A 21,269-nucleotide genomic window follows, 5' to 3' on the forward strand; every position below is an offset into this window, starting at 1 on the left:
CCCGGCGCGCTTCGATCTCGGCGATGGCTGCCCGCGTCAGGCGACCTCGCCCTCGGCCGGGACGAGGATGTCGCGCTTGCCGGCATTGTTGGCCGGGCTGACGACGCCTTCCTTCTCCATCCGCTCGATCAAGGTGGCGGCGCGGTTGTAGCCGATCGACAGGCGCCGCTGCACGTAGCTCGTCGAGGCCTTGCGGTCGCGCAGCACCAGCGCCACGGCGCGGTCGTAGAGGTCTTCGGACTCCGACATCGCGTCGACACCGGACGCGCCGCCCGCACCGCCTGAGCCGTCCTCCTCCTCCTCGTCGTCCTCCAGCACCTCGTGCAGATAATCCGGGGTCCCTTGCGTCTTGAGGTGCGCCACCACGTCCTCGACCTCGCCGTCGGCGACGAAGGGGCCGTGCACGCGCTGGATGCGCCCGCCGCCGGCCATGTAGAGCATGTCGCCCATGCCCAGAAGCTGCTCGGCGCCCATTTCGCCGAGGATGGTGCGGCTGTCGATCTTCGACGTCACCGCGAACGAGATGCGGGTCGGGAAGTTGGCCTTGATGGTGCCGGTGATGACGTCCACCGAAGGCCGCTGCGTCGCAAGGATCACGTGGATGCCCGCCGCACGCGCCATCTGCGCCAGCCGCTGGATCAGCCCTTCGATGTCCTTGCCCGCGACCATCATCAGGTCGGCCATCTCGTCGACGATGATGACGATGAACGGCATCGGCGACAGGTCCAGCACCTCCTCTTCGAAGATCGCTTCGCCGGTGTGCTTGTCGAACCCGGTCTGGACGAGGCGGGTGAGCGGCTCGCCCTCGCGTCCGGCCTCCTTCAGCCTTGCATTGTAGCCGTCGATATTGCGCACGCCGAGTTTCGCCATCTTGCGATAACGGTCCTCCATCTCGCGCACGGCCCACCTCAGCGCGGTGACGGCCTTCTTCGGGTCCGTCACCACCGGGGTCAGAAGGTGCGGGATGCCGTCATAGACGGAAAGCTCCAGCATCTTCGGGTCGATGAGGATGATGCGGCAATGCTCGGGCTTGTGGTGGTAGAGGAGCGACAGGATCATGGTGTTGATCGACACCGACTTGCCCGAGCCGGTGGTGCCGGCCACCAGCATGTGCGGCGTGCGCGCCAGATCGGCGATCACCGCCTCGCCGCCGATGTTCTTGCCGAGGCACATCGGCAGCTTGTGCTTGGTGCGCTCGAAGTCCGCGCTGGCGAGGAGTTCGCGCAGGTAGACGGTGACGCGCCGCGTATTGGGCAGCTCGATGCCGATGGCGTTCTTGCCGGGGATCACCGCCACGCGCGCGGACACGGCGGACATCGAGCGGGCGATGTCGTCGGCGAGGCCGATGACGCGGCTCGACTTGATGCCGGGGGCCGGCTCCAGCTCGTAGAGGGTGACCACCGGGCCGGGGCGCACGTTGATGATGACGCCCTTCACGCCGAAGTCGGCGAGGACGCCTTCCAGAACGCGGGCGTTGGCCTCCAGCGCGTCCTCGGTCAGCTCGCGGTCGCTGCGGTCGGCGGGCGGCGAGGCGAGAAGGGTCAGCGGCGGGAACTCGTATTCGCCGCTGCCGAGGAAGGAGGGCTGCGCCTCGCGCACGATGCGCCGGCCGGGCTTCATCGCCCCGGCCTGCGGCGTCACGCGGCTGTCGCCGGGTACGAAGCCGCCCTGCTCGACGTAGCCCTGGGCGGCGCCGTCGAAGCCGTGGTCGTCCTCGTCCTCGTCGTAGCCGTAGTCGTCCGCGTCGTCGTCGTCCGCATCGGCGGCGGCGGCGGCGTAGCGGGCCGGGGCGCGGGGGTCTCGCGCGGCGGGGACACCGTCGTCCTCGTCGACGTAGTCGCCCACGTCGTCCGCGTAATCGTTCTCGTCCGCGTAATCCTGCTCGTCCGCGTAATCGTCCTCGTCCGCGTAACCGTCGTCGGCGGCGTGGTAGGCCGCGGGGCGGGGCGATCGGTCGTCGTCCAGATCGTCGTCGTAGCCTTCCTCTTCGGCGTAGCCCTCCTCTTCGGCGTAGGCGCCGCGCTGCGGCAGGTCGGACGGGTGGTCGAGCAGGACGCGGTCGTCCTCCTCGGCCAGCTCCGCTTCCTCGATGGGCTCCAGCCCGCCGGGCGCCGCATAGGCCGCACCACCGGCCGCCGCGGTGTCATGCGGATGATCGTCGTCCGCCTCGTCATAGCCGGGCGCTTCGCCCCGATCCTCATCGTGGACGTCCTGATCGTAGAGGTCCTCGTCCCAGGTGCCGGCGTCGCCGCTCACCTTGTCGCTGACGGCCGCACGCTGTCGGGCCGCAGCGCCCGCGGCCACCGCAGCGCCCGCCACCGCGCCTCCGGCCGCCGCAGCCGCGACCGTGGCGGCTGCCGCGGTTCCGGGCGCCGCCGGAAGCTCGGCCAGCTTCGCCGCCGGCCCGCGCAACGGCCGGGCGAAGGTCACCGCCTGCGCCGCAGCCGCCGCCGCCATGCGCCGGGCCGCACCGCCGCGCTCCGCCTGCGCCTCGTCGCGGGAGGGCTCGCGCGAGGGCTCGCGCGCCTCGCGCCGGGCCGCCGCCTCGCGCGGGGCCTGCCGCGTCTGGCGGCGCTCCGGCAAACCCTCGTCCGCCGCAGGGCGCGGCTGACGCACCGGCGCCTCGGCCGCCCCCTCCTGGATGAAGTCGTCGTCGTAGAGCCCGTCCTCGTCCTCGAACTCGAACGCCGGCGCCGCCGCCTCGGCCCGTGCGCGCACCGGGCGGCGCGGGCGGTAGACCTGCGCCTCGTCGAACGGCGCCTGCTCGTCCTCGGCCATCGCCCGCATCGAGGGAGCGCCGCGCGCGGCCGCGGGACGGCGCGCCCCGGCCTCGCCGTTCACCCGCGCACCGCGCGAGCGCCGCCGCAGGGCCGGCCCCATCAGCCGCGTGCGCAGCATCATGAAGCCGTGCGTCACCGCGCCGGAGAGTTCGGCGAGACGGGACGCCGCGTCGCCCTCGTAGGTGTCGGTATCGTCGAGCCCATAGTCGTCCGGCTCCATGCGGCTGCGGCGGATGGTGAAGCCGAGGTCGGCCGGCCGCTCCCGCCGCCGCACCGGCGCGATCGCCGACACCAGCGCAACACCGGCGAGGAGACCCGTCACCCCGCCGAGAAAGCCCAGCAGCGTGCCCGACGAAATGCCGACCACGTCCGCCCACACGAAATGGTGGACGCTGCCGATGACGCCGCCGAGCCCGAGCGGCAGCGGCCACGCCTCGGTGACGGGGAAGACGTTGACGAAGCCCGGCGCCAGCATGAGCGCGGCGAGGCCCGCGGCGATGCGCCCCGGCGTCCACCCCACCGGGCGGCCCGACACCAGGCGCAGCCCCCACAAGGGCAGCGGCAGGATGAGGAGCGGCGCGGCGATGCCGAAGAGCTGCATCACCGGATCGGCGAAGGCGGCACCGAAGCCGCCCATCCAATTGCGCACGGGCGCGTCGGTGGAATGGGTCAGGCTGGGGTCGGAGACGGTCCAGGTCGCCAGCGCGATCGCCAGGACGACCGAGAGGACGAGCAAGACGACACCGGTCAGCGTGCCGATCGCCCGGCGGGCGAACAACACAGACGGGTCGTCAAGGATTTGCTCCAGGGCTCTCAAACGCATCACGCTCACGGCACGCCTCATCGATTATTGTGCGACGTGGCTGTGGCGGTCTGTCGGTCTCGGCGGCGCCAAAAGACGGCCTGCCCCGTCGTCTCTTTTTGTGACCGGACGGCGTTAAGGCCCGGTAACCAGGGTGTGCCGAGTTTGCCCTACGGCCGGGCGACTGGGCCTCGCGCGGCACTTTTGCGCGCGGTGCCGACACAAATGTCACGCAGCGTTTCAACGGATCGTTTGGCCGCACGGCATGGGCGCGGCCCCGACGGAGGCGCGGGCGGCGGCGCGCTGCGAGGGGTTTGCCCTCGCCCGGTTCGCCGCCGATGTCCGCTCGCCGGCATGGCCTGGATGAGCGCTTGGCTGCACAAACGCGCCGTGGGGGCTGTTCGGGCTGAAGCGGCCTGGTCTGGCACGCCGCTCGTTCAATGCTCAGCGTTCAACCGATGAGGCCGGTGACGAAACCCGCCGTCTTCAGCGCGGCATTGCGGGCGATGAGCCCCATGGGGTTGGTCGTGCTCAGCATGCGGTAGGCGCGGTCGGTCAGCGCGACGGTCTTCTGCGCATCGCCCAGACGCGCCGCGCGGTAGGCGGCGAGGTCGCGGTCCTCCACGGCCTCGGCGAAGGCGAAAGCGTCGGCGATGCCGAGATTCATGCCGCGCCCGCCCACAGGAGAGTGGGTGTGCGCCGCGTCGCCGCCGATCGCTACCCGGCCCTTGCCCATCACCTCCGCCACCCGAAGCCCCACGGTGAAGGTGCCCTCCTGCAGCACGTCCTTCACCGTCATATGGCGCGATGCGAGGGTGAGAACGTCCGGCCGGTTGCTGATCAGCCGGTAGCGCCCGCCGCCGATCGTGATGAAGAAGCCCACCGCCCCCACCCGCGACAGAACCGCACACGCCTCGTTGCGCCACGGCGTCTCACAGTGCGCGTCGGCGACGCTCCATGTGCCATCCACCATCCGCTCGGACATGGCGATGCCGAGGAGCCGCCGCACCGCCGAATGGGAGCCGTCCGCGCCGAAACCGTAGTCGGCGCGGATCTCGCGGGTTTCGCCGGTGGTGCGATGCGTCAACGTCGCGGTCACGCCGTCGGCGGTCTCGGCGAGGCCGGTCGTCTCGAAATTCCACAGGACCTCGATGCCGTGGCGCTGCACGATGTCCAGAAGGACGCGCTCCGTCTCGCCCTGGGCCAGCGCGACCAGCGTCGGAAGCCGCCGCTTCTGGCCCGGGATGGTGAGTTCGGTGAGGCGCCGGTCGTCCTCCATGACGCGCGCCGTTCGCACGAGGGTCGCACGCGCCATGATCTCGGCCGCCGCACCGCTGGGCGACAGAAGCACGAGCGAGTTGCGGTTGACGCCCACCGCCCGGGCCTCGTTGGTGATGCCCGCCGCGCGGTCGGCCATCGTCACGCGGTAGCCGCGCCCGGCGAGCGCGATCGCCGCGGCGAGGCCCACCGGACCCGCCCCGGAAATATAGACGTGCATGCCCCCTCCCCTCCTCATGAGCCGCCCGGCGCGCCGCGCGTCGCTCTTCGCGCCCGCGAGGCCGAAGCCTGCGTGGCCGGGTCCGTGCCGGCGGCGGCGCGAATGCGGGGCCGCGATGCCGGCTCTTCACCTGTGACCATGAAAACTCAATGGGCACGCCGTTCATAGCCTCCGCATCGCCAGGCAATGCGATCCGCTTTTGTTCATCGGCGGAAGCGGGTATGCGTTGCCGGATGCGCTTTAAAGCCTACGCTGTTCACTTATTCACCGCCGTCGGCGCATCGCTCGCCATGCTCGCATTGCTGGAAGCCGCGCAGCAGGATTGGGCCATGATGGCGATCTGGCTCGCCGTCGCCTTCGTCGTCGACGGGATCGACGGACCGTTGGCGCGCCGCTACGACGTGCACACCAACGCGCGCGTGATCGACGGGTCGCTGCTCGACCTCATCATCGATTTCCTGACCTACGTGATGATCCCCGCCTACGCCCTCTACGGGTCGGGCCTTCTTCCGGGGTGGACGGGCTGGTTCGTGGTCCTTCTGATCCCCTTCGCCTCGTCGCTCTACTTCGCCGACACGCGCATGAAGACGCACGATGCGTCGTTCCGCGGATTTCCCGGCTGCTGGAACATGGTGGTGCTGGCGTTGCTGGTGATCGAGCCCGTGTGGGAGGTGATCTTCGGGCTGGTCCTGCTGCTGTCCGCCGCCCAGTTCCTCACGCTGCGGTTCATCCACCCGGTACGCACCACGCGCTGGCGGTGCGTGTCGTTGCCCGTCGCGGTGATCTGGACCGGTTGCATCGCCTATTCCGCGTGGTTCGACTTCGCGCCGATGTCGGTGGTGACCTGGATCGTGGCGGTGACGTCGGCCTATCTGCTGCTGGCCGGCATCGCCCAGCAGATCATTCTGGACCGCGGCGCGCTGCGCTGACGGCGCGCCGGGTGCGCAGCCCGGCGCCGTCGCCCGATGAGGGCCGGCCAGCGCGGGCGAGAGGCATCGGCCCCCGAGAGGCGGATCGGCCGCGTCAGGTGGACTGGCCCCGTCAGGCCGTGAGGGCGAAGACGCGCGCCGGGCCGCCGGAGCCGCCTTTGTGCTTCGGCGCCCCCACCACCAGCGTTGCGCCGGCCGCGGGAAGCGCGCCGAGACCCGCCACGCATTCGATGCCGTAGCGGCCGGACGGGAGCCACAGATTGTGGGTCGCGAAATCGGCCGAGGCGCCGTGGTCGAGGGACAGCGTGTCCACGGCGATGGCGACGGCGCCGGTGTCCTCCATCAGCATCGCCGCCGCTTCGGGATGGAAGCCGGGGAAGTGCATCGTCCCGCCTTCGTCGGCGTTGCGGAAGCCGTCGCCGGTCACCTTGTCGGCCCAGCCGGAGTGCATGGCGACGCAGCAACCGTCCGGCATCTCGCCGTGCGCGGACATCCAGGCGGCGAGGTCGTCCGGCGTCACCATGGCGTCCGGGTCGTCGGCGGCCTTGGCGGCGATGTCGACGATGACGAGGGGGGCGACGAGGCTCGCCGCCGGGATCTCGTCCACCGACTGGCCGTCCGCCGAGAAGTGCAGCGGCGCGTCGACGTGGGTGCCGGTGTGCTCGTCGGTGGTGAGGATGAAGAGGTTGTAGCCGTCCCGCGCGCGCTCATAGAGCTGCTCGGCGCTGAAGCCGGGGGCACCGCCGAAGGTCGGGAAGGTGTCCGACAACGTGTGGGTGAGGTCGGCGACGCCGGTGAAGGAGCCGGACGGTGCGCCCGGTGTGGGCGCCTGGGCGCTGGCAGGGGCCGGCCGGCTCAGCGCGCCGAGGCCGGCCGCCGCCGCGGCGGCGCCGAACATCAGGCGGCGGCGGTCCATCATGGACTGCCGCACATGGTCGATGACGCATTGTCCGCACATGGCCTAACCCTCCTCCGTTCGGACGAAAGACACGACGAAAGACGCTGGCGGCCGGGGTGCCTCAGTCGAGCGGGCCGGCCACCTTCGCCTGAAAACCATGCACGATGCGTGCCCCTGCGAAGGGGATGAGATGCACCGTGCGCTCCTGTCCCGGCTCGAACCGCGTGGCCGAGCCGGCCGGAATGTCGAGTCGCCGGCCGCGCGCCTTCTCACGGTCGAAGGCGAGTGCGGCGTTGGTCTCGAAGAAATGGTAGTGCGAGCCGATCTGGATCGGGCGGTCGCCCGTGTTGGCGACGGTGAGCTCCACCACGTCGGCGCCTGCGTTCAGCTCGATCTCGCCGTCGGCGGCGATGACTTCACCCGGAATCATGGGCGGTCCCTCAGTGATGCGCAGTCGGCGCGGGTGGCGAGAACGCGGGTGGTCGAGGCGGGGTGCTTGGCGAGCATCGCCTCCGGGCGGACCGGCCGGGCGGTGAATTCGCCGCCGCAATTGGGGCAGCGCCCGCCGAGCGGGCCGGCCACGCAGTCCGCGCAGAAGGTGCACTCATAGGTGCAGATCCGCGCGTCGGGCGAGGACGGCGGCAGATCGCGGTCGCAGCACTCGCAGTTGGGGCGAAGCTCCAGCATGGCCTAGCGGATCGGGTTGTGGACGGTGACGAGCTTGGTGCCGTCCGGGAAGGTGGCCTCGACCTGCACGTCGTGGATCATCTCGGCGATCCCGTCCATCACCGCGTCGCGCGGGACGACGGTGGCGCCGGCTTCCATCAGGTCGGCGACGGTGCGGCCGTCGCGCGCGCCTTCCATGACGTAATCGGATATCAGCGCGATGGCTTCGGGGTAGTTGAGCTTCACCCCCCGTTCGCGGCGCCGGCGGGCGACGTCAGCGGCGACGGAGATCAGGAGCTTGTCCTTCTCCCGCGGCGAAAGTTTCATGCGGCCGTCCCACGGTCGACGAGGCGGCCGGAAGGGTCGCCCACGGTTAAAGCTGCCAGGCGCGCGGCAGCGGCGCCCCGGACAGCGCTTCTGCCGCCCGGCCGAGCGCATCCTGCAAGCTTGTGTGGCCGGGCGCAAGAACCCGCACGACGGTGACCGGCCCCATCGTGCTCGCTCCCCAGACGACGGGCGCGCCGTCCAGCGCGGCGCGGGCGGTGTCGGCGTCCCCCTCCCCGCCCACGTGGAGCACGAGGCCGGTGGCGCGCGCCCCGCCGAGCGCCGCCGGGCCGCCGGAGCGGGCGAGCGTTTCGGTGGTGAGGCCGAACGTGTCGAGGAAGGCGAGGCGGCCGTGGATGGTGAGCGCGATGGTGTCGCGGATGTCGGCGCGGGTGACGGTCTCGCCCATCGCGGCGCGGCCGAGGACGAGCCCTTCGCACAAGGTGAGCGCCGCGCCGGGGGCGAGGTGGATTTGGGTGTGGCGCGTCAACCGCGCGCCCTCGAAGAGGATGGTGGGCTGCGGCAGGTGGCGCAGCGTGGCCCCGCCGGCGACGCGGATCGTCTGCCCGACCACCGCGGGCGGGCCCTCGCAGCGGTAGACCCGCTCGCACGCCAGCGTGGCGACGGTGAGGCTGTGCGCCTCGGCCGCCATTTCGGTGTGGAAGCGGTCGCCGGAGGCGAGACCGCCGGAGGTGTTGAGGATCAGCGCCTCCACCCCGGCGGCGACGCGTGGGAAGCGGAGCTTGGCCGAGCCGGACTGGCTGAGGCGCGTGGTGACGGGGCGGCCGCCCGAGTCGGCCAAGGTCACCGCCGCCTCGCCGGTGCTGCGCTGGTAGGCGATGGGGGCCGCGCCGTCGGCAGCCCCGGCCGGTGCGCCGTGATGGCCCGCCGGCTGGTCGGTCTCTTGCAAAATGGGCTCCCCGGCGCGTCGTCGGTCCTCAATGCCGCGTTCGGGGCGAATTGTCGACGCCCGCACGATCGGTGCGGGCGACGGCTCAGGCGGCGACGGGAACCGGAAGGTCGGCCAGCACCTCGGCGGCGATCTTCATGGAGGAGAGCCGCGCCGCGTGGTCGTGGATCGCGCCGACGACGAAGACCTCGTCCGGCTGGTAGGCCTCCACGAGGGCGCCGAGCTGGCGCCGCACCGTGTCGCGCGAGCCGACGGCGGTCACGCGCTGCATCTCCTCCACCATCGGCATCACCTGGGGATGGATGATGGACGCGACGTCCTCGACCGGGCGGGGCAGCGGGCCGGGGCGGCCGGTCCTGAGGTTGGCGACCGCCTGGAGCTGCGAGGAGCGCAGATAGTGCCCCTCCGCGTCGCTGGCGCCGGCATAGACGTTGACCGCCATGGCGAAGCGCGGCGCCTCCAGCCGGTCGGACGGGCGGAACTTGGAGCGGTAGACGGCGATCGCGTCCCGCAGCATGGCCGGGGCGAAGTGGGAGGCGAAGGCGTAGGGCAGGCCCAGAATGGCCGCGAGCTCGGCGCCGAATGTGGAGGAGCCGAGGATCCACACCGGGACGTTGGTGCCGGCGCCCGGCACGGCGGAGACGCGGGTCTCGCCGGGGCGCGAATCGAGGAAGGCGATGAGTTCGGCGACGTCGGACGGGAATTGGTCGGCCTGGTCGGCGTAGCGGCGCAGCGCGCGGGCGGTGGCCTGGTCCGTTCCGGGGGCGCGGCCGAGGCCGAGGTCGATGCGGCCGGGGTAGAGCGTTTCGAGGGTGCCGAACTGCTCGGCCACCATCAGCGGGGCGTGGTTGGGCAGCATGATGCCGCCGGAGCCGACGCGGATGGTGCGCGTGTTGGCGGCGAGGTGGCCGATGAGGACGGCGGTGGCGGACGAGGCGATGCCGGGCATGTTGTGGTGCTCGGCGACCCAGAACCGGCCGAAGCCCCAGTCCTCGGCGTGCCGGGCGAGGTCGGTGGAGCGGGCCAAGGCATCCGCGGCGGTGCCTCCCTCCGGGATCGGAGCGAGGTCCAGAATATTGTAGGCGACCATCGGGCCCCTCCTGTCGAGACGCCGGGCCGCCTGCGCTGGTGAGTGGCGTGCCCGATCGGTGCGATCAAATATGTGTGTTGGCACCGATCGAGGCAAGCCGCCGCGGCACCGCGGGTGCGCCGCGCTGCGTGTCGGCGCGGCCGGGCCGCGTGCCCGGGTCCTGCACGCAACCGACCCGCGTGGTCACGCTCCCCTTGCGCCCGGCTGGCACGGCAGCGCGCGTTTGCGGGCGGGCCGCGTGGTCGCGCCCCACAGCCGCCGGTCCGTGCGGCACCCGCCCCGCGGCGGCCGAACCGTACGGCAATGCCCCTCGGCGGCCGGACCGTGTGGCACCGCCCCCTCGGCAACCGGCCCGTGTGGCGACGCCCCGCGGCGGCCGGAACGCTTAGCAACGCCCCTTGGCGGCCGGGCGGTGGGGCGTCGTGCGGCGGCCGCGGGTTGAGGCGCTGGGCCGGGGCCGGGGCGTCGCCTTATTCGGCGGCGTCCACGGCTTCGACGGTGAGGCGGTCGGTCTCGCCGGCGAGGGTGGAGATGAAGAGGGTGCCGCCGCCGCGTTCGGTCAGGATGCGGCGGGCGGCCTCCACGGCCTCCTCGCGGGTCTCGAACACGTCGGTGGAGCGGCCGGTGACGGCATCGTTGACGACGAAGCCTTCGAACACCTCGACCACGTCGATGCGCTGGTCCTTGGCGGCGGCGGCGCGGGCGGTGGCCTCCGCGGCGCGGCGCACGTCGGGCGGCGTCGTTTCGGCCACCATCTGCGCCACGAAGGAGGCGAGCGGCATCGTCACCTGATCGCGCGAGCCGAGGCGGCGGATGTTGACGGTCTTTTCCTCCGCCTCGCGCCCGCCGACCACCGCGATCACCGGCACCTTGGCGGCCGAATGCTCGCGGACCTTGTAGTTGATCTTCTCGTTGCGCAGGTCCACCTCGGCGTGGATGCCGGCCGCCGCCAGCGCCTTCTGCACCTCCACCGCGTAACCGTCGACGTCGGACACGATGGTGGTCACCATCACCGGCATCGGCGACAGCCACATCGGCATGTGGCCGGCGAAGTTCTCGATCAGGATGCCGAGGAACCGCTCCAGCGAGCCGACCATCGCGCGGTGCAGCATCACGGGCACGTGCTTCTCGCCGTCGGCGCCGATGTAGAAGGCGCCCAGGCGGCCCGGCATGTTGAGGTCCACCTGCACGGTGCCGCACTGCCACTCGCGGCCGATCGCGTCACGCAGCGTGTATTCCAGCTTCGGGCCGTAGAAGGCGCCCTCGCCCTTGTTGGTCGACCATGGGCGGCCGGTGGAGTTCAGAACGTCGATCAGGGCCTTCTCGGCGCGGTCCCACACCTCGTCGGCGCCGACGCGGGTCTCCGGCCGGTCCGAGAACTTGATGATGACGTCCTCGAAGCCGAAGTCCTCGTAGATCGACAGGATGAGGTCGTTCATCTTCAGGCATTCTGCCGCGATCTGCTCCTCGGTGCAGAAGACGTGCGCATCGTCCTGGGTGAAGGCGCGCACGCGCATGAGGCCGTGCAGCGCGCCCGACGCCTCGTAGCGGTGGACCTTGCCGAACTCGGACACTTTGTGCGGCAGCTCGCGGTAGGAGCGCAGGCCGTTCTTGAACACCTGGACGTGGCCGGGGCAGTTCATCGGCTTGATCGCGTAGGTCCGCTCGTCCGGCGTCTGCGTCATATACATGTTGTCGCCGAACTTCTCGGCGTGGCCGGACGCCTGCCAGAGCGAGATGTCCATCAGCTCGGGCGTGTTGACCTCGTGATAGCCGGCGGCGTCGTTGCGGCGGCGCACGTAGTTGACGAGGTCCTGGAAGACGCGCCAGCCCTTCTCGTGCCAGAAGACCGCGCCCGGCGCCTCCTCCTGGAAGTGGAAGAGGTTCATCTCGCGGCCCAGGCGGCGGTGGTCGCGCTTCTCGGCCTCTTCCAGCATGTGGAGGTAGGCGTCGAGGCCCTTCTTGTCGGTCCACGCGGTGCCGTAGATGCGGGTCAGCATCTCGCGGCTGGAATCGCCGCGCCAGTAGGCACCGGCGACGCGCATCAGCTTGAACGCATCGCCGATGTGCCCGGTGGAGGTCATGTGCGGGCCGCGGCACAGGTCGAACCAGTCGCCCTGATGGTAGAGCTTCACGTCCTGGTCTTCGGGGATCGCGTCGACCAGCTCGACCTTGAAGAGCTCGCCCTTCTCGCGGAAGATTTCGCGCACCTCGTTGCGCGGCTTCACCGTCTTCGTGAAGGGGGCGTTGCGCTTGATGATCTCGCGCATCTTCGCCTCGATCTTCTCCAGATCGTCCGAGGAGAAGGGCGTATCGCGATAGAAGTCGTAATAGAAGCCGTCTTTGATGACGGGGCCGATGGTGACCTGGGTGCCCGGCCACAGCTCTTGCACCGCCTCGGCCATCACGTGGGCGGCGTCGTGGCGGATGAGTTCCAGCGCCTCGTCGTCGGTGCGGGTGACGATCTTCAGCGTCGCGTCGGCGGTGATGGGGTCGGCAAGGTCGACCAGGTTGCCGTCGACGACCATGGCCACGGCCTTTTTGGCCAGCGACTTGGAGATGGATGCGGCGATGTCGGCGCCGGAGACGCCGGCCACGAACTCACGGGCCGCGCCGTCGGGAAAGGTGATCGTAATCATAGCACTCGCTCAATCTCTGCCCACGGATGCAGGTAAGCAGGAGCACCGTATCTGCCCGCCCGCGCGGCCGATTGCAACGGCGCGCCGACAGGAAAGGGCGCGGGTGCGCGCACCGGACGGGGCCGGCGCTCACATATAGCGCTTCAGGCGGCGCATCATCTGCTCGGGCGTGCGGCAGTTGACCCAGGGCTGACCGCGCGGGCGCTGCACCATGTAGACCTTCATCTTGCGCTCGCGGGCGGCGACGAGCTTGGCCGCCGTCGCGTCGCCGCCGGAATTCTTCGTCACCATCGCGTCGAAGTCGTAGCGGGCGAAGAGGGCGCGCTCGTCCTCCACGGTGAAGGGGCCGCGGTCGCGGATCACGGTCACGTCGTGGCGGGTGCCGAGTTCGGGCGGGTCGATGCTGCGGATGACGAGGGTGAGGTCGCGGCGCATGAGGAAGGGCTGCACGGAGCGCCCACCCACGGTGAGGAAGACGCGCGAGCCGTTGTCGGGCCCGCGCGCGGCCTCCTCCAGCGAGGCGACGTCGATCCACCGGTCGGCGGCGGAGCGGCGCCAGGGACTGCGCTCGAGCCTCAGATAGCGCACGCGGGCCTTGCGGGCGGCGCGCTTGGCGGTGGGGCTGATGACGGCGGCGAAGGGGTGCGTGGCGTCGGCGACGACCTCGACGCCTTCGCGGGTGAGGAACTCGGCCATGGCCTCCTCGCCGCCGAAGCCGCCGCGCCGCTCGTCGCCCGGATAGGGCGTGGCGGTGGCGCTCGCGAGCGAGACGAGGAAGCTCGCCCCGGCGGCGTCCAGCATCTCGGCGAGGCGGCGGGCTTCTTCGGTGCCGCCGAGCAGCAGGATCTTAGCCATGCGCCACAATCCCTCCCTGGCGGTCGACGATGATCACGTCGACGCCAACGGGTGCGCCGGACAGACGTTCCATCGCCACCGCCTTGGCGCGTGCCGCGACGATGGCGGCGAGGTCGATGCCGTGCGCCGTGGCTGCCTCGCGCGCGGCCATCGCGGTGGGGCCTGCGGCGATGGCGGCACAGGCGGTCGGTGTGGCGGGACCGCCCTCCCCCGCCCAGGCGGCGAGCGCATCGAGATCCACCTGACTGCGGGACGAATGCAGGTCCATCGACCCGGCGGCGAGCTTGGTGAGCTTGGCGAAGCCGCCGGCGATGGTGAGGCGCGGCACCGGGTGACGCGCGAGATATTTCAGGAGACCGCCGGCGAAGTCGCCCATGTCGATCATCGCGATATCGGGAAGGCCGAGCGCGGCCTGAACGGCGCGCTCGGAGGTCGAGCCGGTGGCGGCGGCGATGTGGGTGAGGCCCGCGGCCCGCGCCACGTCCACCCCGCGGTGAATGGAGTGGATCCACGCCGCGCACGAATAGGGCGTGACGATGCCGGTGGTGCCGAGCACGGACAGGCCGCCGATGATGCCGAGGCGCGGGTTCCAGGTCTTCGCCGCCAGCGCCTCGCCGCCGGGGATGGAAATCGTCACCTCGGCGGCGGGAGCGGCGAGGCCCGCCGCGGCGGCGACCTCGGTCAGCGCGGTGGTGATCATCTCGCGCGGGACGGGGTTGATCGCCGGCTCGCCGACGGGAAGCGGCAGGCCGGGCCGGGTGACGGTTCCCACACCGATTCCGGCCCGAAATATCACACCTTCGTGAGCGCGGCGGACGGTCGCGCGGACCAAAGCCCCATGGGTCACGTCCGGATCCTCGCCCGCGTCCTTGACGATGGCGGCGGTGGCTTCTGCGGCGTCCAAAACCTCGGTCGCGAGGGCAAAGGCCGCAGTTCCGCCGCGGGGAAGCGTGATGGTGACGGGGTCGGGGAAGGCGCCGGTGAGGAGGGCCTGATAGGCGGCCTTGGCGGCGGCGGTGGCGCACGCTCCGGTTGTCCACCCCGTCCGGAGAGGCCTGTTGGGTTTGTTGTCCTGATGCCGGCCGCTCATCTTACATCCTGCTTGCGTTGACCGGACTCGGGTATGACGTCACCGTGACAACAGGGCCGCACAGACGGCCAATCCACACGCACCACCGAGGGAGACTTTGAGCGATCGAACGTCATCGTGGAGAGTTTATGCTGCGCGCGATCGGACTGGTCTTATTCTTCTGTTTCACATCTCTATCACAGGCCCGCGCTGAGGGTCTTCCGCCCGTTGTCGACGTCGAACTCGTTCTGGCGGTCGACGTGTCGTGGTCGATGGACCTCGACGAACAGCGGCTACAACGGGACGGCTACATGAATGCGATCCGCGATCCGGAAGTGATCGCGGCGATCCGCAAGGGGGACTGGGGGCGCATCGCCGTCACCTATGTCGAATGGGCGGGGGATGGACTGCAACGCATCGTCGTCCCGTGGATGATCATCGAGGATTTCGACGATGCGGAGGTGTTCGCGGCGATGCTGGGGGACGCCTCCATCGGCCGGATGCGGCGCACCTCCATCTCCAGCGCCCTTTTGGCGAGTGCTGAACTGTTCGACAACGACATCGACGGCATGCGCCGGGTGATCGACATGTCGGGCGACGGGCCCAACAACATGGGGCCGCCGGTGGCCGATGCGCGGGACCATGTGCTGCGTCAGGGCATCACCATCAACGGCCTTCCGATCATGATCAAGCAGCGCATCCGCGGTGACTTTTTCCAGATCGAGAACCTGGACGAATATTATTCCGATTGCGTGATCGGGGGCTTCGGGTCCTTTATGGTCACCATCGAGAGCAAGGAGCAGTTCGGCCACGCGATCCGGCGCAAGCTGATCCTGGAGATCGCCGGGGCCGAGCCGACGATACAGAAGGCGCAGTTCACCCCCATCCCTACCGAACGGGTGGACTGCATGGTGGGCGAGAAGCAATGGAGACGATGGCGCCGCTTCGACGACTGGTGAGCCGCGAAGCAATCGCACAGCCGGGTCCGGCGGCACCTGCGGCACGACCGGGTCCGGTGGCAATTCAGGGACCAGCGGCAATTCAGAGTCCGGCGGCACTCGAGGGACGGGTGGCACGACCGGGTCCGGTGGGCCGAGCCGCCCGGAGCGGGCGAACCACCCCAGGGGCCGACCCGGCACACGCTGCGGTGACGCGCCGCGGCAGGAGATCGGCGCGATGAGGTTCGTCGTCGCCGCGCCGCATTCGGGCTCCGGGAAGACGGTGATCACGTCCGGCCTCATCGCCGCCCTGGCGGCGCGGGGCAAGAGCGTCCACCCCGCCAAGGTGGGGCCGGACTATATCGACACCGCCTTCCTCTCCGCCGCCGCCGGGCGCCCCGCCATCAACCTCGACCTGTGGGCGATGCGCCCGTTGCTGGTGACCGCGCTCGCCGCCCACGACAACCTCGTCGTGGAAGGCGTCATGGGGCTGTTCGACGGGCCGTCCTCCGGCGTCGGCTCCACCGCGGACGTGGCGCGCTTGCTGAACCTGCCGGTGGTGCTGGTGGTCAACGCCGCGCGGCAGAGCCAGTCGGTGGCCGCTCTCGTCCACGGCTTCGCCACCTTCGACAAGACGGTGAACATCGCCGGGGTGATCCTGTCGCGGGTAGGAAGCCTGAAGCACGCCCGCATGCTGCGTGAGGCCTTGGCCGCCACCAGCGTTCCCTGCCTTGGCACGGTGCCGACGGATGAGCGCCTCGCCTTCCCATCGCGCCATCTGGGGCTGACCCAGGCGGGCGAATATGCCGACATCACCGAGCGGATCGACGCCATCGGCCGTGTCATCTCCGGCTGCGTCGACATGAATGCGATCGAGGCGCTGGGCGGCCCGCCGATCGCGATGCCGGACCTTCCGGCGCCGCTGCCGCCGCCCGGCAGCCGCATCGCGATCGCCAGCGACCAGGCCTTTTCGTTCAGCTACACGCACATTCTGAACGGGTGGCGCAGCGCGGGGGCGACCTTGCACCCCTTCTCGCCGCTGGGCGACGAAGCGCCGGACGCGGCGGCCGACGCCATCGTCGTCCCCGGCGGCTATCCCGAGCTGCACGCCGGCCGGCTGGCGGCGGGGACGAAGTGGAAGGCGGGCCTTCGCGCCGCGGCCGAGCGGGGCGTCTTCGTGTTCGGCGAGTGCGGCGGCTACATGGCGCTGGGCGAGACTTTGGTGGATGCCGACGGCACGGCGCACGCGATGGCCGGCCTCCTGCCGATCGCGACGAGTTTCAGGGACCGCCACCGCACGCTCGGCTACCGCGAGCTGACGCACGATGCCGGGCTGCTGCCGCCGACCCTGCGCGGCCACGAGTTCCACTATGCGACCGTCAAGAAGGAGGGCGAACCGCTGTTCCACGCCTTCGACGCCGACGGCAATGCGCTGGGGCCGATGGGCACGCGCTCCGGCAGCGTCTGCGGCTCCTTCGCCCACATCATCGACACCCACTGACGCGCCCCGCCGCCGCACCTGTGCGGGCGGGCGGACGACGGATGCGCGTTGCCGGGGCGCGGCGGCGCAACGGATCACGAGAGGCGGAATGATGGCGAGAATGGCGATCCTGGGCGCGGCGAGCGAAGCCGGCACCTACCGGCGCGGCTGCATCATGGGGCCGGACGCGCTGCGCACCGCGGGGCTGGTCCAATCACTGGCGGACCTCGGCCACACCATCGCCGAAGACCGCAACCTCGTCCCGGACCAGGTCGAGATCGACGACGCCGCGCACGCACCGGCCCACAGCGTCGGCGCCGTCGCGGGATGGGTGCGCGCGGTCCGGCGCGCCTTCGGGGCAGCGCTCGGCCGGGGCAACGTGCCGGTCCTCCTGGGCGGCGACCACTCCATCGCCGCCGGTACGCTGGCCGCCATCATGGACGTTTCCCCCGGAACGCACATCGTGTGGCTGGACGCCCACCCCGACTTCAACACCATCGAGACCACGGTGAGCGGCAACCTGCACGGCATCCCGGTGGCGATCGCCGCGGGCCTCGCGGGGGCGGACGTCATCTACGGCGCGCCGATCACCCCGCTCGACGCCAGCGCGATCACCATGATCGGCATCCGCTCGGTGGACCCGGACGAGCGCGCGCTCCTGAAGGCGCACGGCGTGACGGTGCACGACATGCGCGATGTCGACGAGTTCGGCATGGGCCACCTCATCCGCGGTGCGGTGGCGCGGGCGCGGGCGGCGGGGGCGCGGATCCACGTCTCGCTGGACGTGGATTTTCTCGACCCCGACGTGGCCCCCGCGGTCGGCACCACCGTGCCGGGCGGCGCCACGGTGCGCGAGGCGCATCTGGCGATGGAGCTGCTGCACGAGAGCGGGCTGGTCGCGTCGATGGACATCGTCGAGCTGAACCCGTTTCTGGACGAGCGAGGACGCACGGCGACGCTGATGGTCGACCTCGCGGCGAGCCTGTTCGGACGCACGATCATGGACCGACCGACCCAAAGCTGGTGACACCGCATCGCCGCGCCGAATGCGGCACGCCCCGTCTCCTGCGCAACCCCGCGCCACGCAGCCGCGCAGCCGCGGTGCAGCAGCCGTGGGGGGCGAGCGAAGAGCAGCGGACGCGGCTGGCGGCGGTGCGGTGCGGCGGCGCGCGGTGGGACGGCGCGTGCGCACGGTGCGCAGCCGCGCGGCACTTGGGCAGCACGGCGCGCAGACGGCACGGTGGGCCCGCGGCCGGGCGGCCCCGTGTGCGGCACAGCTCGCGTGGTGCGGCGCGTGAGCAACATGGTGCGCAGCGGGGCGCCGCCAGCACGGCACGCAGCGGGGCAACGCGTAGGCACCATGGCGCACGGCGGGGCGCGCGTGAGCAGCACAGCTCGCAGCGGTGCGGCGCGTGGGCAGCACGGTGCGCAGCGGGGCGGCGCGTGCGCGGCGAGGCGCGTGGCGGGGCGGCGCGTAAGCAACACGGCGGCGCGCGGCGGGCAGTGCGTGAGCAGCACGGCGCGTGGCGGGCAGTGCGTGGCAGCACGGCGCGCGGCGGGCGGCGCGTGAGCAGCACGACGCGCAGCGGGGCGCCGGGCCGGCAGCACGACGCGCAGCGGGGCGGCGCGTGAGCAACATGGCGCACGGCGGGGCGGCAACCCATGGCGGGGCGGCGCGTGGGCAGCACGGTGCGCAGCGGGGCAGCGCGTAGGTACCATGGCGCACGGCGGGGCTCGCGTGAGCAGCACAGCTCGCAGCGGTGCGGCGCGTGGGCAGCAAGGCGCGCGGTGGGGCGGACCGGCGCGCGGCGGGGCGGAGGGGACGCGGCTGCGGAGACAGCGTGCCGGGCCGTTAGACGCGCGACGGCGCGGTAGGCTGCGGCTGGATATGCGGGGGTCGGGGTCTCCAACGGAGGCGCATCAGCCCAGGGACGGCGGCCCGCAGTGCGCATACCCAGTTGCGCGGCCCAAGATGCGCGGTCCGCCGTGCGCGGCGCATGGTGCGTGGCCGAGCGTGCGGGGCCGACGGTCGGGTGAGCGCTGATGGGCGATCGGTGGTGGTGGCCGAGGTGGCGGCGAGCGGTGGGAGGCGTCGGCGGGCGGCGGCGGGAAGGAAGCCGGGCCGGCCGCAAAGCGGGTGGTGGAGGTGGGCTGGGTCGAGCCCGGTCCGCACCGGCAGCGCAAGGTCCGCCGGTGCAGGTCGATCTGCGGCGGATTACATCGCCTTCAACTGCTCGGCCGATGTGCGGCCGCGCTTCGGGTCCTTGTACAATTCGTACGACACCTTCTGCCCTTCGGTGAGGGAATTCATCCCTGCCCGCTCCACCGCCGAGATGTGGACGAACACGTCCGCCCCGCCCTCGTCCGGCTGAATGAACCCGTAACCCTTGGTTCCGTTGAACCACTTGACCGTACCTGTCGCCATCAAAAGGCCTCCTATCTCCCGGTCCCCTTCGCGCCCGGCCCGCACCAGACGTCGAATTCCTTGCAGCCGCACCGAGAGAGCCGCCCCGCGCGAAAGCGGAGCGCCGAACTCGTCACCCAATCCATCAGTGGTTGAGGGTGCGTCCACATCGTGTGCCGGAGCAATCGCCATGCCACGGCCATCTCGTCCCACGCCGAAGGCCCGCAATCATAATGCCGCAGGCCCGCAGCAGAGGGGTCGACCAGTGTCCGCCAAGGGGCGCAGTCACCGGGACCCGCGAATTCGGCGACGCGGGCCGTGTTCGAAACGGCCATCGCATACGGTGCCTATGGATGCACATCGCACATCTATTGCCAAGCAGTTTCAGCGACGATCTTTTGCATTTTATGGAACGTGCCGGTTCACGGCAGACGCCCCGCGTCCGCTCCGCGCTTGCCTATATATGACGTGTCATGGCACGCATGCGCCCAACGAAAATATAGGAGTGACCATGGATCTGGGCATCAAAGGCCGCCGGGCCATCGTGTGTGCATCGTCGAAGGGGCTGGGGCGCGGGACTGCCGAGGCGCTGGCCGCGGCGGGCGTCAACCTGACCTTGAACGCGCGCACGAAGGAGACGCTTGACGCCACCGCCGAGGCGATCACCAAAGCCTATGGCGTCGAGGTGAAGACCGTCGCCTGTGACATCACCACCGACGAGGGCCGCGCGGCGGTGCTGGAAGCCGAACCCGCGCCGGACATCCTGATCAACAATGCCGGCGGCCCGCCCCCCGGCGTGTGGTCCGACTGGGGCCGCAAGGAGTGGCAGTCCGCGTTCGAGGCGAACATGTTGACGCCGATCCTGCTGACGACGGCGGTGCTGCCGGGCATGATCGAGCGCGGCTGGGGCCGCGTGGTGTCGATCACGTCGGGCTCGGTGAAGTCGCCGATCCCGCAGATCGGCCTTTCCAACGGCGCGCGGGCGGGCCTGACCGGCTTCATCGGCGGAACGGCGCGCGCGGTGGCCAAGCACGGCGTCATCATGAACAACATCCTGCCCGGCCAGCACGACACGGACCGCATCGTGTCGTTGATGAACGCGCGGTCGAAGAACGAGGGGATCACGGTCGACCAGGCGCGCGAGAGTGCGCAGGCGGCGATCCCGCGCGGCCGCTTCGGCACCGCGGCGGAGTTCGGATCCGTCGCGGCCTTCCTCTGCTCTGAGCATGTCGGCTTCATGGTCGGCCAGAACGTTCTGCTGGACGGCGGCCTCTTCAACTCGACGATGGGCTGACGGCGACCGTCCGCGCTCCAGCGGGCCGGAGGGCGCCTCTCGCGCCCTCCCTCGCCTACTCCTCCGCCGCCTTCAGCGCGGCGCGGGACAGGCGGTCCAGCGTCTGCAGGAAGCGCGAGCGGTCGCGCGCGGTGAACGACTTGCCGCCGCCGCCGGCCTGGAGCGGGTTGGCGGCGCGCCAGTCGGCCATCAGGTCGCGCGTCGCCATCTCGTTGCCGATGGAGGCGGCGGTGAATGCCTCGCCATTGTGCCGCACCGCCGCCGCGCCGTTTTCGATGCAGCGCGCGGCCAGCGGAATGTCGGAGGTGACGCAGATGTCGCCCGGCCCGGCGCGATCGGCGATCCACATGTCGGCGACGTCCGGCCCGGCGGCGACGACGACGGTCTCGACGAAGGGCTCACGCCGCGGGCGGATGCCGCCGTTGGACACCATCACGACGCGCATCTTGTAGCGTTCGGCCACGCGCACGGCCTCGTCCTTCACCGGACAGGCGTCCGCATCTACGAAGATTGTCTTCATGGCCTCTCTTCTATCCGATCCTGTGCGGCCGTCCCATCGCGCGGCGCGCCGCAGTGTGGCGCCTCAAGGGGCTGAAATCGTGGCAGCGGGCGGGGCGCGTCGCACGGCCGCCCGCGCCGGCGGGGGCGCAATCGGGACGGGGCGCGATCCTGCGCGACGCGAAGCGCTACCCA

The 21,269-nt window shown here is 71.0% G+C and carries 18 protein-coding genes; 5 read left to right on the forward strand and 13 right to left on the reverse strand.

Annotated features, from left to right (window positions below; all coding sequences use genetic code 11):
- Positions 1-36: 36 nt before the first annotated feature.
- Together BIX52_RS22370 and BIX52_RS02010 are read right to left on the reverse strand one after the other, a co-directional pair.
- Positions 37-3,561, reverse strand: a complete 3,525-nt coding sequence (locus BIX52_RS22370) for an FtsK/SpoIIIE family DNA translocase (protein WP_170126387.1) — start codon at positions 3,559-3,561, stop codon at positions 37-39.
- Positions 3,562-4,033: 472 nt separating this feature from the next.
- A complete protein-coding gene (locus BIX52_RS02010; RefSeq protein WP_075219318.1) occupies positions 4,034-5,080 on the reverse strand; it encodes an FAD-dependent oxidoreductase in 1,047 nt (348 codons plus the stop codon).
- Between the two features lie 233 nt (positions 5,081-5,313).
- Here BIX52_RS02010 and BIX52_RS02015 point away from each other — a divergent pair, with 233 nt between their 5' ends.
- Positions 5,314-6,009 (forward strand): CDP-alcohol phosphatidyltransferase family protein, encoded by a 696-nt coding sequence (locus BIX52_RS02015; RefSeq protein ID WP_075219319.1) that lies wholly within the window; start codon positions 5,314-5,316, stop codon positions 6,007-6,009.
- Between the two features lie 112 nt (positions 6,010-6,121).
- Here the strand turns inward: BIX52_RS02015 and BIX52_RS02020 are convergent, their stop codons facing one another.
- The 9 genes from BIX52_RS02020 to BIX52_RS02060 all read right to left on the reverse strand — a co-directional run bounded on the left by BIX52_RS02020 (position 6,122) and on the right by BIX52_RS02060 (position 14,481).
- Positions 6,122-6,967: a cyclase family protein gene (locus tag BIX52_RS02020; RefSeq protein WP_075219320.1), complete on the reverse strand. Its 846-nt coding sequence runs from the start codon at positions 6,965-6,967 to the stop codon at positions 6,122-6,124.
- A gap of 61 nt (positions 6,968-7,028) precedes the next feature.
- Positions 7,029-7,337 carry an urease subunit beta gene (locus BIX52_RS02025; RefSeq protein ID WP_075219321.1) on the reverse strand — a complete coding sequence of 103 codons (309 nt, stop codon included), beginning with the start codon at positions 7,335-7,337 and terminating at the stop codon, positions 7,029-7,031.
- The gene (locus BIX52_RS02030) at positions 7,334-7,594 is read right to left on the reverse strand and encodes a DUF1272 domain-containing protein (protein ID WP_075219322.1); all 261 of its coding nucleotides are present in this window, start codon (positions 7,592-7,594) and stop codon (positions 7,334-7,336) included. The genes BIX52_RS02025 and BIX52_RS02030 overlap by 4 nt, the downstream gene beginning before the upstream one ends.
- A 3-nt stretch (positions 7,595-7,597) precedes the next feature.
- Complete coding sequence (locus tag BIX52_RS02035) at positions 7,598-7,900, reverse strand: urease subunit gamma (protein WP_075219323.1); 303 nt, start codon at positions 7,898-7,900, stop codon at positions 7,598-7,600.
- Between the two features lie 46 nt (positions 7,901-7,946).
- Complete coding sequence (locus BIX52_RS02040) at positions 7,947-8,807, reverse strand: urease accessory protein UreD (RefSeq protein ID WP_157956184.1); 861 nt, start codon at positions 8,805-8,807, stop codon at positions 7,947-7,949.
- Positions 8,808-8,892: 85 nt separating this feature from the next.
- Positions 8,893-9,897 carry an LLM class flavin-dependent oxidoreductase gene (locus BIX52_RS02045; protein ID WP_075219324.1) on the reverse strand — a complete coding sequence of 335 codons (1,005 nt, stop codon included), beginning with the start codon at positions 9,895-9,897 and terminating at the stop codon, positions 8,893-8,895.
- A 470-nt stretch (positions 9,898-10,367) separates the two neighbouring features.
- Positions 10,368-12,536, reverse strand: a complete 2,169-nt coding sequence (gene thrS, locus BIX52_RS02050) for a threonine--tRNA ligase (RefSeq protein WP_075219325.1) — start codon at positions 12,534-12,536, stop codon at positions 10,368-10,370.
- A 129-nt stretch (positions 12,537-12,665) separates the two neighbouring features.
- Positions 12,666-13,391, reverse strand: a complete 726-nt coding sequence (locus tag BIX52_RS02055) for a cobalt-precorrin-6A reductase (protein WP_075219326.1) — start codon at positions 13,389-13,391, stop codon at positions 12,666-12,668.
- A complete protein-coding gene (locus BIX52_RS02060; RefSeq protein WP_075219327.1) occupies positions 13,384-14,481 on the reverse strand; it encodes a cobalt-precorrin-5B (C(1))-methyltransferase in 1,098 nt (365 codons plus the stop codon). The genes BIX52_RS02055 and BIX52_RS02060 overlap by 8 nt, the downstream gene beginning before the upstream one ends.
- A 128-nt stretch (positions 14,482-14,609) precedes the next feature.
- On the opposite strand from BIX52_RS02060, the gene BIX52_RS02065 reads away from it, so the two are divergent.
- From BIX52_RS02065 to rocF, 3 genes are all read left to right on the forward strand, one after another.
- Positions 14,610-15,419: a DUF1194 domain-containing protein gene (locus tag BIX52_RS02065; protein ID WP_075219328.1), complete on the forward strand. Its 810-nt coding sequence runs from the start codon at positions 14,610-14,612 to the stop codon at positions 15,417-15,419.
- 217 nt (positions 15,420-15,636) lie between these two features.
- On the forward strand, positions 15,637-16,899 hold the full coding sequence (locus BIX52_RS02070) for a cobyrinic acid a,c-diamide synthase CobB (RefSeq protein ID WP_075219329.1): 1,263 nt from the start codon (positions 15,637-15,639) through the stop codon (positions 16,897-16,899).
- A 100-nt stretch (positions 16,900-16,999) separates the two neighbouring features.
- Positions 17,000-17,905 carry an arginase gene (rocF, locus tag BIX52_RS02075; RefSeq protein WP_245803089.1) on the forward strand — a complete coding sequence of 302 codons (906 nt, stop codon included), beginning with the start codon at positions 17,000-17,002 and terminating at the stop codon, positions 17,903-17,905.
- 1,188 nt (positions 17,906-19,093) lie between these two features.
- Here the strand turns inward: rocF and BIX52_RS02080 are convergent.
- Positions 19,094-19,303 (reverse strand): cold-shock protein, encoded by a 210-nt coding sequence (locus BIX52_RS02080; RefSeq protein WP_075220106.1) that lies wholly within the window; start codon positions 19,301-19,303, stop codon positions 19,094-19,096.
- 490 nt (positions 19,304-19,793) lie between these two features.
- Between BIX52_RS02080 and BIX52_RS02085 the strand changes: the two genes are divergently transcribed.
- Positions 19,794-20,576: an SDR family oxidoreductase gene (locus BIX52_RS02085; RefSeq protein WP_075220107.1), complete on the forward strand. Its 783-nt coding sequence runs from the start codon at positions 19,794-19,796 to the stop codon at positions 20,574-20,576.
- A 55-nt stretch (positions 20,577-20,631) separates the two neighbouring features.
- Here the strand turns inward: BIX52_RS02085 and BIX52_RS02090 are convergent, their stop codons facing one another.
- Positions 20,632-21,096 carry a YaiI/YqxD family protein gene (locus tag BIX52_RS02090; protein WP_075219330.1) on the reverse strand — a complete coding sequence of 155 codons (465 nt, stop codon included), beginning with the start codon at positions 21,094-21,096 and terminating at the stop codon, positions 20,632-20,634.
- Between the last annotated feature and the right edge of the window lie 173 nt (positions 21,097-21,269).

The sequence above is a fragment of the Acuticoccus yangtzensis genome, from assembly GCF_001927245.1.
GTDB lineage: Bacteria > Pseudomonadota > Alphaproteobacteria > Rhizobiales > Amorphaceae > Acuticoccus > Acuticoccus yangtzensis.